Annotated in this window: 15 protein-coding genes; 11 read left to right on the forward strand and 4 right to left on the reverse strand. The window is 64.0% G+C overall.

The window, feature by feature from the left end; all coding sequences use genetic code 11:
- Nucleotides 1-86 precede the first annotated feature (86 nt).
- From UP06_RS21820 to UP06_RS21830, 3 genes are read left to right on the forward strand one after another with little or no spacing between them, the layout of a single operon-like run.
- Complete coding sequence (locus UP06_RS21820; protein ID WP_045005632.1) at nucleotides 87-1,058, forward strand: ABC transporter permease; 972 nt, start codon at nucleotides 87-89, stop codon at nucleotides 1,056-1,058.
- Nucleotides 1,055-1,894, forward strand: a complete 840-nt coding sequence (locus UP06_RS21825) for an ABC transporter permease (protein WP_045005634.1) — start codon at nucleotides 1,055-1,057, stop codon at nucleotides 1,892-1,894. The genes UP06_RS21820 and UP06_RS21825 overlap by 4 nt, the downstream gene beginning before the upstream one ends.
- Nucleotides 1,895-1,896: 2 nt before the next feature.
- The gene (locus tag UP06_RS21830) at nucleotides 1,897-3,516 is read left to right on the forward strand and encodes an ABC transporter ATP-binding protein (RefSeq protein WP_045005636.1); all 1,620 of its coding nucleotides are present in this window, start codon (nucleotides 1,897-1,899) and stop codon (nucleotides 3,514-3,516) included.
- Between the two features lie 20 nt (nucleotides 3,517-3,536).
- On the opposite strand, the gene UP06_RS42705 is transcribed toward UP06_RS21830, so the two are convergent.
- Nucleotides 3,537-3,806, reverse strand: coding sequence for a hypothetical protein (locus UP06_RS42705; RefSeq protein ID WP_082081549.1), 270 nt, complete (start codon nucleotides 3,804-3,806; stop codon nucleotides 3,537-3,539).
- Between the two features lie 348 nt (nucleotides 3,807-4,154).
- Between UP06_RS42705 and UP06_RS41585 the strand changes: the two genes are divergently transcribed.
- From UP06_RS41585 to UP06_RS21845, 3 genes are all read left to right on the forward strand, one after another.
- A complete protein-coding gene (locus tag UP06_RS41585) occupies nucleotides 4,155-4,319 on the forward strand; it encodes a hypothetical protein (RefSeq protein ID WP_197087341.1) in 165 nt (54 codons plus the stop codon).
- Entirely contained in the window at nucleotides 4,316-4,525 is a 210-nt protein-coding gene (locus UP06_RS21840) for a hypothetical protein (RefSeq protein WP_045005640.1), read from the forward strand. Before UP06_RS41585 ends, UP06_RS21840 begins: the two co-directional genes overlap by 4 nt.
- A gap of 106 nt (nucleotides 4,526-4,631) precedes the next feature.
- Nucleotides 4,632-5,144: a PaaI family thioesterase gene (locus tag UP06_RS21845; RefSeq protein WP_045005642.1), complete on the forward strand. Its 513-nt coding sequence runs from the start codon at nucleotides 4,632-4,634 to the stop codon at nucleotides 5,142-5,144.
- 25 nt (nucleotides 5,145-5,169) lie between these two features.
- On the opposite strand, the gene UP06_RS21850 is transcribed toward UP06_RS21845, so the two are convergent.
- The gene (locus UP06_RS21850) at nucleotides 5,170-5,634 is read right to left on the reverse strand and encodes a MerR family transcriptional regulator (protein ID WP_045005643.1); all 465 of its coding nucleotides are present in this window, start codon (nucleotides 5,632-5,634) and stop codon (nucleotides 5,170-5,172) included.
- 89 nt (nucleotides 5,635-5,723) lie between these two features.
- On the opposite strand from UP06_RS21850, the gene UP06_RS21855 reads away from it, so the two are divergent.
- The gene (locus tag UP06_RS21855) at nucleotides 5,724-7,031 is read left to right on the forward strand and encodes an NADH:flavin oxidoreductase/NADH oxidase family protein (RefSeq protein ID WP_082081541.1); all 1,308 of its coding nucleotides are present in this window, start codon (nucleotides 5,724-5,726) and stop codon (nucleotides 7,029-7,031) included.
- 58 nt (nucleotides 7,032-7,089) lie between these two features.
- On the opposite strand, the gene UP06_RS42160 is transcribed toward UP06_RS21855, so the two are convergent.
- Both UP06_RS42160 and UP06_RS21860 read right to left on the reverse strand, forming a co-directional pair.
- A complete protein-coding gene (locus UP06_RS42160) occupies nucleotides 7,090-7,374 on the reverse strand; it encodes a hypothetical protein (RefSeq protein ID WP_082081545.1) in 285 nt (94 codons plus the stop codon).
- A 122-nt stretch (nucleotides 7,375-7,496) separates the two neighbouring features.
- A complete protein-coding gene (locus tag UP06_RS21860; RefSeq protein ID WP_045005646.1) occupies nucleotides 7,497-7,838 on the reverse strand; it encodes a hypothetical protein in 342 nt (113 codons plus the stop codon).
- 121 nt (nucleotides 7,839-7,959) lie between these two features.
- Between UP06_RS21860 and UP06_RS21865 the strand changes: the two genes are divergently transcribed.
- The 4 genes from UP06_RS21865 to UP06_RS21880 all read left to right on the forward strand — a co-directional run bounded on the left by UP06_RS21865 (nucleotide 7,960) and on the right by UP06_RS21880 (nucleotide 12,707).
- The gene (locus tag UP06_RS21865) at nucleotides 7,960-8,280 is read left to right on the forward strand and encodes a hypothetical protein (RefSeq protein ID WP_045005647.1); all 321 of its coding nucleotides are present in this window, start codon (nucleotides 7,960-7,962) and stop codon (nucleotides 8,278-8,280) included.
- Nucleotides 8,281-8,503: 223 nt separating this feature from the next.
- Entirely contained in the window at nucleotides 8,504-9,229 is a 726-nt protein-coding gene (locus tag UP06_RS21870; RefSeq protein ID WP_045005648.1) for an outer membrane protein, read from the forward strand.
- Nucleotides 9,230-9,396: 167 nt separating this feature from the next.
- Nucleotides 9,397-11,550: a methyl-accepting chemotaxis protein gene (locus tag UP06_RS21875; RefSeq protein ID WP_045005649.1), complete on the forward strand. Its 2,154-nt coding sequence runs from the start codon at nucleotides 9,397-9,399 to the stop codon at nucleotides 11,548-11,550.
- A gap of 95 nt (nucleotides 11,551-11,645) precedes the next feature.
- Entirely contained in the window at nucleotides 11,646-12,707 is a 1,062-nt protein-coding gene (locus UP06_RS21880; RefSeq protein WP_045005651.1) for an MBL fold metallo-hydrolase, read from the forward strand.
- The last annotated feature ends 60 nt before the right edge of the window (nucleotides 12,708-12,767 follow it).

The following is a 12,767-nucleotide window of genomic DNA, read 5'->3' on the forward strand; positions in this document are numbered from 1 at the left end:
CCCCACCCCAACCCTCCCCCGCAAGCGGGAGAGGGAGCACACCGTCACCACGGTGGCACTCAAGTCAAACAAGCGTCGTTCTAACTATGCTCTCCTTCGTCGCTCAGCGTGTCGTGAAGGGCGTGATCGTGCTGCTCGCGATCGTCGTCCTCAATTTCTTCCTGATCCGGCTTGCGCCCGGCGACCCCGCTGCCGTGATGGCGGGCGAGGCCGGGGCCAGCGATCAGGTCTTCGTCCAGCAGTTGCGGGAAAAATTCGGCCTCGACAAGCCGCTGCCCGAGCAGCTGTTCATCTACGTCAGAGGCATCGCCACGTTCGATCTCGGCTTCTCGTTCCGGCAGCAGGCACCGGTATCGAAGCTGATTCTCGAGCGGTTGCCGGCAACACTGCTTTTGACGCTGACGGCGTTCACGATCTCGCTCGTGCTCGGCGTGCTGTTCGGCACCTTCGCCGCGCGCTTTGCCGGAACCTTTCTCGACACCGCCATCACCGTCTTCGCGCTGATCTTCTACGCCATGCCGATCTTCTGGGTGGCTCTGATGGGAATCCTGCTGTTCTCGGTCACGGTCGATTGGCTGCCGAGCTTCGGCTACGAGACGGTCGGCGCCAACTATACCGGGCTTGCCCATGTGCTCGACGTCGGCGCGCATCTGATCATGCCGGCGATGACCCTCGGCCTGTTCTTCATGGCGACCTACACCCGCATGACGCGCGCCTCCATGCTGGAGGTGAAGCGGCTCGACTTCGTCAAGACCGCACGCGCCAAGGGCCTCTCGGACGCCGTGATTCAGCGCCGCCACGTGTTGCGCAACGCGCTGTTGCCGGTGGTGACGCTCGCCGGCGTGCATGCCGGCACGCTGATCGGCGGCGCCGTCATCACCGAGACCGTGTTCGCCTGGCCCGGCATCGGGCGGCTGATGTACGACGCGCTGCTCCAGCGCGACTACAATCTGTTGCTCGGCGTCTTCGTGACCTGCTCGGTCATGGTCCTGATCTTCAACCTCATCACTGACCTGGTCTATCGCCTGGTCGATCCGCGCATCGAATACGCCACATGAAACAGTTCTGGAAATCGATGCTGAAGAGCCCGAGCGGTGTCATCGGGCTCGTCATCCTGCTGCTCGCCATTGCGATTGCGGTGTTCGGACCGCTGCTGTTTCCGAACTCGCCCTGGCGCATGGTGCAGCGGCCGTTCCTGCCGCCCTTCACGCTCTCTACCGTGCCGCTCGGCACCGACGCGCTCGGCCGCGATGTCTTTGCCGGCATGATCTTTGGCGCACGGGTATCACTGCTCGTTGGCCTGGTGTCGACGCTGGTCGCACTGATCGTCGGCGTGCCGATCGGCGCCATGGCCGGCTATTTCGGCGGCAGGGTCGACGACGCCCTGATGCGCTTCACCGAATTCTTCCAGACCATTCCGAGCTTCGCGCTAGCGATCGTGCTGGTCGCGATCCTGCAACCCTCGATCTATTCGATCGTGACCTCGATCGCGGTGGTGAGCTGGCCACCGGTCGCCCGTCTCGTCCGCGGTGAGGTGCTGTCGCTGCGCACGCGGGAATATGTTCAGGCGGCCGTCGTCACCGGCCAGAGCAACACCTGGATCATCCTCCGCGAGATTTTGCCCAACGCGCTGTCGCCGGTGATCGTGCTGGCCTCGCTGATGGTCGCGACTGCGATCCTGCTGGAATCCTCGCTGTCATTCCTCGGCCTCGGCGATCCCAATCTGATCTCCTGGGGCTACATGGTCGGCGCTGGCCGCACCGTGATCCGGCAGGCCTGGTGGATCACCGTGTTTCCCGGCGTCGCCATCCTGATCTCGGTGCTCGGGCTGAACCTGATCGGTGAAGGCCTCAACGATGCGCTCAATCCGCGGCTGTCGCGCGAGGGGCGTTGACCATGACCGCACCCGCCACCGTCTCCATCAAGAACTTGCGGATCGCGCTGCCCAAGAGCGCTGAGCGGCAGTTCGCGGTCGACGGCATCTCGCTGGACCTGAAGGCTGGCAAGATCGTCTGCGTGGTCGGCGAATCCGGCTCCGGCAAATCGATGTGCGCGCATGCGCTGATGGGTCTGCTGCCTGATACGGTCGAGGTCACCTCCGGCGAGATCATGTTCGAAGGCCGCGACCTGCTCAAGCTCGACGACGATGGCTGGCGCGATCTGCGCGGCCGCCGGCTCGCGATGATCTTTCAGGAGCCGATGACCGCACTCAATCCTTTGATGCGGATCGGCGATCAGATGGCGGAGATGTTCGAGGCCCACGGCCTGCTCACGCCGAGGGACCGGCGCGCCAAGGCTTTGTCGCTTGCCCGCGAGGTCGGCCTGCCCGACCCCGAGCGCATCGTGCGCGCCTATCCGCACCAGCTCTCCGGCGGCCAGCGTCAGCGCGCCATGATCGCGATGGCGCTCGCGCTCGAACCGGCCGTATTGGTGGCGGACGAGCCCACTACCGCGCTCGACGTCACCACGCAGGCGCAGATCCTCAAGCTGATCCGCAACCTCCAGCGCAATCGCAACATGGCGGTGATGTTCATCACCCATGATTTCGGCGTGGTTGCAGATATCGCCGACCAGGTGGTGGTGCTCAGGCATGGCAAGGTCGTGGAGGAAGGCCCGGCCGCGACCGTCTTCAACAATCCGCAGCACGATTACACCAAGGCACTGCTCGCCGCCGTGCCGACGATGGACCCGCCGGCGCGCGAGCCGCTCGATGACCAGGCCAAGGCCGTCGAAGTGATCGGACTGGACAAGACCTACGTCACCTCGGGCGGCTGGTTTCGCGAAGACCGCCGCGTCGATGCTGCGCGCGAAGTCAACTTCACGATCCTCAAGGGTGAGACGCTCGGCCTCGTCGGCGAGTCCGGGTCGGGTAAATCATCCGTGGCCCGGCTGGTGATGCGGCTGATCGAGGCCGATCGCGGCACGGTGCGGATCGGCGAGACCGACCTCACATCACTTTCCGGCAAGGCGCTACGCGCCGAGCGCCATCGCATCCAGATGATCTTCCAGGATCCGTTCGCCTCGCTCAATCCGCGCCGCAAGATCGGGCACATCATCGCCGACGGCCCGATCGCGGCCGGTACCGATCCGAAGGTGGCATTCGAGCGCGCCCGCGATCTGCTCAAAATGGTCGGCCTCGACGCCGGCGCGCTCGATCGCTACCCGCACGAATTCTCCGGCGGCCAGCGCCAACGCGTCGGCATCGCGCGTGCGCTCGCGCTCGAGCCGGAGATCATCGTCGCCGACGAAGCCGTCTCCGCGCTGGACGTCTCCGTGCAGGCACAGGTGTTGAGGCTGCTCGAAGACCTCAAGGCGCGCCTCGGACTCTCGATGCTGTTCATCACCCACGACCTCCGCGTCGCCGCGCAAATCTGCGACCGCATCGCGGTGATGCAGCGCGGTGCCATCGTCGAGCTGAAGCCGACCGCGCAGCTCTTCGCCGCGCCGGAGCATCCCTACACCCGCGAACTGCTTGCGGCGGTGCCGGGGCAGAAGGCGCGCGCGCCGGCGGCGTGAGGGCCGCCGATCGCGGGTCGCTACTTGGCTCGGGGATTGGTGTTATTCCAGGTGGGGACTGAGTTGGTCACGCCGACAGAGGGCTGAGTAGACGTTCCGACCGACGGCGCCGTCACCGTCCCGACAGTCTGCCCGGAATTTCCAATCGTGCCTTGCTGCACCGGCGCTCCGGGGGTGCTGTGCGTGCTGCTTTGTGCGCCCGTCGCAGATGTCTGCGCGCTTGCAGCAAACGGCGATGCGGCAAATCCGACGGCGATAAGTGCGGCAACGAAGTGTCTCGTTCTTGTCATGGCTGATCCTTTCCGGCGCGAAGCCTCAGTCGCGTCAGCCGTCCGTTCGTCGAACCGCTCCTGCACTGAGCCACTTTACAACGCCACGCGTGCGAAAATGTGCCACAACACGATCATACTGCTGGGTCAACACTCCATCACGATGCAGCGACGGAAGGAGTGCGCGCTGCCGCTGCGAGGCGGCGCATCGTTCCGGTATCCCGTTCCGCCCCCACAACAAAGCAGTCACGGGTTTTTTATCCCTCGTGACCACCCGCGCAGCTGCAAACCTGCAGCCCCCTCCCTATGTCTCTATTGAATGATATTCGTCATCTTATGATGAATCTACCAACCTATTTGGAGGCCGACATGGGCCAGGTTATTCAGTTTGTCTCAAAATCCGAGCGCGAACGCGTTCGCCTCATCCAGGAAGCACGCGCGATCTATGACAGCATCTTCCCGCCGGCTGATCCGGTCAATGTGCGGCACGACAAGGCGGCGATCGGCGGTGATGGCGTGAGCAATCTCTCGTGATCAAAATCATCGCCGTGCTCTGTAGTCTGTCCTCTCCAGCCAATTGCCACGAGCAGATCGTCACTACCTCGGACTTCGCCGACGTCTCGATGCAGTCCTGTCTGATGGGCGCGCCGCAGCTCGCCGAATGGATGCGCCAGCATCCGGCCGAACGACTGGCAGCATGGCGCTGCGTGATTGGCAAACAGGAAGGCCGGGGAGCTTAGGGCCGCTCGCGGGTTGCATTCTCGTTGCCGGTCTTGACCCGGAACTCCATTCTTCTGAAGAATGATGCCCGCATCGAGTCCGCGGATGGCGACATGGGGGCGAGCGATGGTGGACGACAAATCCAGCAAGCAGGTAATTCAATACGGCGTCGTACCTATCGAGGTGATGGCATCGATGTCGGGCCTTGATTTCGTCCGCGCGATCTTCGCGCGGCAATTGCCCGAGCCGCCAATCATGCAGACGGTCGAGCCGTTCGACTGCACGGCCGACCCCGGCATCGTCGTGATCCACAGCGTGCCGGGCATGCGCCACTACAACCCGATCGGCTCGGTCCATGGCGGCTACGCCGCGATCCTGCTGGATTCCGCGATGGGGCTGGCAGTGCAGAGCACGCTGCCCGCGGGCACCGGCTACACCACACTGGAATTCAAGATCTCGTTCGTGCGCGGCATGAGCGAAGCGAGCGGCGTAATCCGCACCGAAGGCCGCGTGCTCAACGCCGGCCGCCGCGTCGCCACCGCCGAAGCGCGAATCACCGATGCAAAAGGCCGCCTGCTCGCGCACGCGACGACGACGTGTCTCGTGTTCGGGATTGCCGCGGGCAGCGCGGAAGGCTGACGTTGCATTGCTCCGCAGACGCGCGCTAGGACGACCTCGCGCGGGGCGCTCTTCGCGTCTTCGGCGCCGACGCGCCCTGTTTGCGGAAGCGTGTCATCACTCGCTTCGCATTGTCGCCGCAGCTCAACCCTTCCGGTCTGTTCTCGATGGTGTCGATGATGCCGTGCAGACGCTCCAGGCTCTCAGCCAGCCGCCCGCGCAGCGCCTCGATTTCGGCAACTTTCCGCTTGAGCGCGCCCACAAGCTCGTCATGGTGCGAGGCATCGAACCTTGCATCGAACCTTGGCGGCATCAGGCGGCGAATCTCCTGAAGCGAGAATCCGGCATTCTGCGCGCTGGTGATGATCTCCAGCAGCAGCACCGCGTCCGGCGTGTACTCGCGATAATTGTTCGCGCCGCGCTCGACGGCACTGATCAGGCCGCTCGCTTCGTAGAAGCGAATGCGGGACGCGGTCAGGCCGCTACGGGCCGCCAGTTCTCCAATCCTCATACCGGACCTCAACGGGGGTTGACCTTAAAGTTAACTTTAAGGGTAGGGTCGGGCCACGATCAAGCCAACTCTTCGATGAAACGAGCTCCATGAAACTGTTCGAGAAGCTGACGCTCCCCAATGGGTCGGTCATTCCCAACCGCATCGCCAAGGCCGCGATGGAGGAGAACATGGCCGACGCGGACCAGGCGCCGTCGCAGGACTTGATGCGTCTCTACGCGTCCTGGGCAGATGGCGAGGCCGGCTTGATCCTCACCGGCAACGTGATGGTCGACGGGCGCGCGATGACAGGCCCGGGCGGCGTCGTGCTGGAGGACGACAGGCATTTGGACAGGTTCAGGCGCTGGGCCGAGATCGGCCGATCCAGAGGCGCGCAGGTCTGGCTTCAGATCAACCATCCGGGTCGCCAGATGCAGGCCAATCTTGGCCAGACGACATGGGCACCCTCGGCCGTACCGATGGACCTCGGCAAGATGTCCAGTCGCTTCGCCATGCCGGAGGCGATGACCGAGGATCTCATCGCTGATGTCATCACGCGTTTCGCGCGGACGGCTCAACTGGGCGAGCAGGCCGGATTTACCGGAGTGGAGATCCACGCCGCTCATGGCTATTTGCTCAGCCAATTCCTTTCGCCGCTCACCAATCGAAGAACGGATGCGTGGGGCGGCTCGCTCGAGAACCGGGCTCGCCTGCTGCTGGAGATCGTGAGGGCCGTTCGCGGTCGGGTATCAGTGGGGTTCGCGGTCGCCGTCAAGCTCAACTCCGCCGACTTCCAGCGCGGCGGATTCAGCAGCGATGACGCCCGGCAGGTGGTGGAGATGCTCAACCATCTCGACGTGGACCTCGTGGAGCTCTCGGGCGGGAGCTACGAGGCGCCGGCGATGCAAGGCCAGTCGCGCGACGGCCGAACGCTTGCCCGCGAGGCATACTTTCTGGATTTTGCCCGCGACATCAGAACGGTTGCCAGCATGCCGCTGATGATCACCGGAGGCATCCGCCGTCGCGCAATTGCCGATCAGGTGCTCGACAGTGGCGTCGACATGGTCGGCATCGGCACGGCGCTGGCGATCGACCCGCATTTGCCACGCGAGTGGCGTCTCGGCAAGGACAGTGCGCCCCAACTTCCGCCGATCACATGGAAGAACAAGACCCTGGCTTCGCTCGCGAACATGGCCGTGGTCAAATTCCAATTGCGGCGATTGAGCCGGGGCGGAAGCCCTGATCCAAAAGTGTCGCCGCTACGGGCATTGATCCTGCAACAAATCGCCACCGTATTCCGGACGCGACAATATCGGCGATGGATCGCGCAGCGTTCGCCGCAGGAGGTATCGATCACCTCTGCGTCTGAGCCGGCCTTGCATCGCACGGCTTCTCGCACCAAATCCTCCAGCACCTGAATGGGCGGCATTTGCTGGCGCCGCAAGTCGTCGTCTCTCGCGCGGAGAGGCGCCCTCTTTACTTCGGGTTGGTGTTGCTCCAGGTCGGGACTGAATTGGTCACGCCGACCGACGGCCAATTATACGTTCCGATCGAAGGCGCGGTGACTGTCCCAACCGTCTGTCCGGACGCCCCGTACGCTCGGGGCTGCGTCGCGGCCACGCCGGAGCCTCCATAGGTTGGGCCCATCACGCTCGTAGTGTAGTGCCTGCTGGATCTGTGCTTCCTTGCTTCAGCCGCAAAAGGTGCAGTAAGGAGTCCGGCAGTGATGAGTGTGGTAATCGCGAGTTTGATGCTTGTCATGGCTGATTCCTTCATTCACTGCGGGCCCATTGCGCCATCTGTTCACTCAGCGGAGGAGTTCCAGAGGCCTCCGTTCATAACTCCGTGTATGCGCAAATGTGCCGAAGCAACGCTGCAAGGGATCACCGCCGCTTCGGGCGGCACGCCTTGCGGCCATGGCGCTCCTTGACGGTCGCGACTGAATGCATGAGCTCCTTGAAGGCTGCGATCGCCTTGTCCTCCGCGAGCACATTTTCGGGATGTGTTTCCAGATGCTCGATCACGGCGAGGAGAGCATCCGCGATCTGGCCGATCTGCTTGCCGTAGCCGGCGACGTCAGAGAGCACGTCCTTCTCGACATCAGGCGCCGAGGATTGCCCGACGGTGATGTTGACGAGGCCGAACTGGCCACCGGTCGGACTGAAGAACGACGGATAGATCGACTGGACCACATCCCCCGACAGGGGCAGCTTGAACACGGGCATACGATTTCCCCTCGCTGACGCTCGACCGGCGCGGAAACACTACCACGATCATGCCTGCCTTCGGATGGACCCGAATCAGCGCTAGTGCATTCACCTCAACGACTTCGCGTATCGAGGTGACATGACCGGCCCTGAACTGAAGCAATTGCGCGCCGACCTGTCCGAGGTGCTCGGCCGGGAGCTCACGGTTGCCGACATGGCAAAACTGTGCGGCCTGCCGGCGCCGACCGGCGCCGTCACGATCAGGCGCTGGGAGGTGAGCGGTCCGACCGTGGAGGCAACCAAGGTGCTGCGCGTACTCGCGATGGCAAGCGAGCGCTATCCGATCCTGGAGAAGTTCGACATCTTCGACCGCCACGACGTGCGCGAGGAAGACCGGCCCGCAAAGCGCGCGGCATTCCGCGAGCAGATGCGCGACGAGGCGCGGCGGCGTCTTGGTTAATGAAAGGCGCGCGCAAGTTACCCGAAGGCTCTCGAATTAAGCCTTCCTTCAGCACTTCTTAAGCCGACATTAAGTACGAAAATCATTTGCAGCCCAATAAGTTAGGTTGGGCGTCGCTGTGCCATGCATGTGACAGCATTTTCGTCAAAAGCAAGCTATCTGCAAAACCAACGACGGCGCGGAAAGCGCGCCTGCCGGGGACCTGAGTGTTGGAGTTTGGACTATGAAGAAGATTCTGTTTGCAACCGTGGCGCTGCTCGTGGTGGGCGCAGCCGCGCCGGCCGTCGGTGCCGATCTCGGCGCCCGCCCCTATTACAACAAGGCTGCGCCGGCCTATGCCGCGCCGATCTACAACTGGACCGGATTCTATATCGGTGCGCATGTCGGCGGCGCGTTCTCCAGCGACAACAATTTCAGCGGCCTCTCCACCGGCAACAACGGCAACGGCCGTTTCCTCGGCGGCTTGCAGGCCGGTGCTGATTGGCAGGTCAACCCGAACTTCGTGATCGGCGCCGAAGCCCAGTATTCCTGGCTCTCCGGCAATGTCGGCGCGGTGTTCCCGGGCGGCGTGGCCTACACCAACGACCAGCGCGGCCTCGGCTCGATCACCGGTCGCGTCGGCTACACCTGGGGTCCGGGCCTCCTCTACGTAAAGGGCGGCTACGCCTATTCGGACAACAACGAGAAGGTAACGGTCGGCGGCGTGCCGGCGGCCTTCGTCATCGCTGGCGATCACCGCAACGGCTACACCGTCGGCGCTGGCCTCGAATACATGTTCGCTCCGAGCTGGTCGGCCAAGGCCGAGTACCAGTACTACAATTTCGGCGACGCACACTTCACTGGCGGCCCTCTGGCGGGCACCGGCAACTTCACCACCGACGACCATACCTTCAAGGCGGGCGTCAACTACCGCTTCAACTGGGCGAGCCCGGTCGTCGCGCGCTACTGATCGCGCGTCAAAATCTCTTCGCTATCAAGGGCCGGCAGCTTTGCCGGCCCTTTCGTTTTTCGCTCTGCGGAACAAGCCAACCAATTGTGCAACTTGCGATTTTTTAACCCGCCCCACGGATACTCTGCGCCGAAAATATAAGAGATCACGGGTGTGGGGGAATTTCGATGGCGATCCGTCTGAGTGTTGGCCGTTTCCTTGGTCGTTTCAGGCCTCGTTTCAAAATGCCGAAAGTGGGCCTGCGCGGCAGCCTGTTTGCAGCCTTCGCGGTGATCGCAGGCATGGGCCTGGTGATCGCAGCCGGCGCCGGCTTCGTGTTCAACCATCTGGGCTCGACCATGATGGATCTGAGCGGCCGCGACATCCCGCGCCTCTCCGCAAGCCTTCAGCTCGCCTCGCAAAGCGCGACGCTCGCGGCGCAGGGGCCGGGTCTCCTGGCATCGCCGTCCGACGAGGCACTGAAGGAGCGCACCAAGAAGGTGCAGGAAATCCAGCAACTCGCCATGGCCAAGCTCGGCGAGATCATCGAGCTCGGCGCCGACAAGCAGACCGCAACCGCGCTGCGCGACACCGCCAAGAGCATCGACGAAGCGACGCAGAGTCTGGTCTCGGCCGCGCGCGAACGGCTCGACACCGGCGCGCTGCACGACAAGCAGTATGAGGCGCTGCGCAAATCCCAGCTCGCCTTCACCGGCGCGGCCGGTCCCGCGATGCTGGACGCGCAGACCCGCCTGAACGCGATCCTCGGCGCCGCCGACCTCTCCGCGGACGATGCCACCGAAGCCGCCCGCACCGTCGCGCAGATCTCGACCGTCTCCGCCAACGGCAATCTGATGGCCGCCGACATGATGGCCGCGCTCTCGGCCAACAGCAGCGACACGCTGGAGGCGATCGAGAAGGAGTTCAAGACGACGCGCGACCGCGTCAAGTCGAACCTCGAGGATCTCCCGAACATTCCCTCGATGCAGGCGGTGCGCGACGCCGTGCAAAAGCTGTTCGCCTTTGGCGAGGGCAAGACCGGCGTATTCAAGATCCGCGAGAAAGAGCTCGACTCGATCGATTACGGCCAGACCATCCTGGATGAGACCCGCAAACTGAATGTCGGTCTCGGCATCAGCGTGCAGCAGCTGGTCGACGGCGTGCAGAAGGAGACTGATGCGTCGACCTTCCAGGCCCGCCGGGAGATTTCGCTCGCCACCACGACGACGCTGGCGCTGGGTGCGCTGACGCTGATCGGCTCGGCGCTGTTCGTCTGGCTCTATGTCGGGCGCAACATCCTGCGCCGGATCCGCGAACTTCAGCACGCGATGCAGCTGCTCTCGGCCGGCGATCTCGACACCGAGATCGTCCGCTCCCGGCAGAATGACGAGATCGGCGCGATGAAGGAGACGCTGACGGTGTTCCGCGACAGCATGATCGAGGCCCGGGCGCTTGCGAGCGAGCAGGACAAGGATCGTGTCGTCAAGGCCGAGCGTGCCGCGCAGATGGAGGCGAAGATCGCCGAATTCGAAGGCGCGGTGCGTTCCGCGCTCGACAATCTTGCGCAATCGGCCAACTCGATGCAGTCGACCGCGCAGAGCATGTCGAACACCGCCGACCAGTCCAACGCGCTGGTCAATGCGGTCGCTTCTGCGGCCGAAGAGACCTCGGTCAACGTGCAGACCGTGTCGGCCGGCACCGAGCAGCTCTCGTCCTCGATCGAGGAGATCAGCAAGCAGGTCGTCACCTCGGCGGCGATCGCCAAGAAGGCGGTCGAAGAAGCAGGTGCCACCGACGCCACGGTGCAGAGCCTTGCCGACAGCGCCAGCCGCATCAGCGTCGTGGTCGACCTGATCCAGACCATCGCATCGCAGACCAATCTGCTCGCGCTCAACGCCACCATCGAGGCCGCGCGCGCGGGCGAAGCCGGCCGCGGCTTTGCCGTGGTCGCCTCCGAGGTGAAGAGCCTCGCGAGCCAGACCGCGAAGGCGACGGAGGAGATCCGTACCCAGATCGCCAGCATGCAGCAGGTCACGACCTCTGCCGTCGGCGCCATCCAGGGCATCGGCCGGATCATCGGCGAGATCGACAACGTCACCACGACGATCGCAGCTGCGGTCGAGGAACAGGGCGCGGCCACCCGCGAGATCGCCCGCAACATCCAGCATGCGGCCGGCGGCACCAGCGAGGTCTCCAGCAACATCGTCGGCGTCTCCACGGCGTCCGCCGAGGCGGGTGCTGCGGCCAGCGAAGTGCTTGGCGCTTCGGATGCGCTCCGCCGCGAGGCCGACATGCTGCGCGGGGAGATCGACGCGTTCCTCAACAATATGCGGGCGGCGTAAGGCGCCGTTCCGTAACCCGGAATGACCGCTATGCAGGCCACGCGCGCGTCCTTTTTCGGCTGGCGCGGCGCGGCCTCTGGGTTTAAGCCGGAAGCATGAATTCAAAGAGCGACACCGCGCAGTCCTCCGCCGAGGCCCTGCGCTACCCCTGGGAACAGCATCCCAGCCCCGAAGAGGTCGTGGAGATACGGCCCGGCGTGCTGTGGGTGCGGCTGAAGCTGCCGTTCCGCCTCAACCACGTGAACATCTACCTGCTCGCCGACGGCGACGGTTATGCCATGGTCGATGCCGGCTTCGGCAACGAAGAGACGGTCGAGGCCTGGACGAAATTGTTCGACGGCCCGCTGAAGGGCGTCCACATCACGCGGCTGATCGTGACGCATTCGCATCCCGACCATGTCGGGCTCGCGGGCTGGATCGTCGAGCGGTTCAACTGCCCGCTGGTGATGTCGCAGGTCGAATATCTGCAATCGGTCTATCACCAGAACCGCGGCACCGAGGAGCGGCGCAACGCGCAGCGGCTGTTCTTCCGCCGCCACGGCATGGACGAGTCGCTCACCGAAAAGCTGCTCGGCCGCGGCCAGGATTATCTGAAGCAGGTGTCGGTACTGCCGCCGTCCTACCGTCGCATCTCGCATGGCGACGAGGTCGTGATCGGCACGCGGCGCTTCAAGGTGATCACCGGCGGCGGGCATGCGCTCGACCAAGTGATGCTGTATTGCGCCGACGACAAGCTGTTCCTCTCCGCCGACCAGGTGCTGAGCAAGATCTCGCCGAACGTCAGCGTCTGGGCGGTTGAGCCCGACCAGAACTCGCTCGGCGAATATCTGGCCTCGCTCGCAAGCCTCACCACTACGCTGCCCTATGATTTGCTGGTGCTGCCCGGCCACGGCGTGCCGTTCTATGGACTCAAGACCCGCATCAAGCAGCTCGCCGACCATCACGAGGAGCGCTGCCGCCTGATCGCGGAAGCCTGCCGCGAAGTGCCGCAGACCTCGCGCGTATTGGTGCCGGTGGTGTTCAACAAGCATGTGCTGGACGAACACCAGATGGGTTTTGCCGCCGGCGAACTGGTCGCCCATGTCAACTACATGCTGGTCGAGGGCCGGCTGACGGCCGAGACGAAAGACGGCGTGCTCCAGTTCAGGACGACGTGAGCGGTACCGTCATGGCCGGCTTGTCCCGGCCATCCACGGTCTTCTCACGCTGAAACGAGT

Origin of the sequence: Bradyrhizobium sp. LTSP857, assembly GCF_000938285.1 — a bacterium.
In the GTDB taxonomy this organism is placed as follows: domain Bacteria; phylum Pseudomonadota; class Alphaproteobacteria; order Rhizobiales; family Xanthobacteraceae; genus Bradyrhizobium.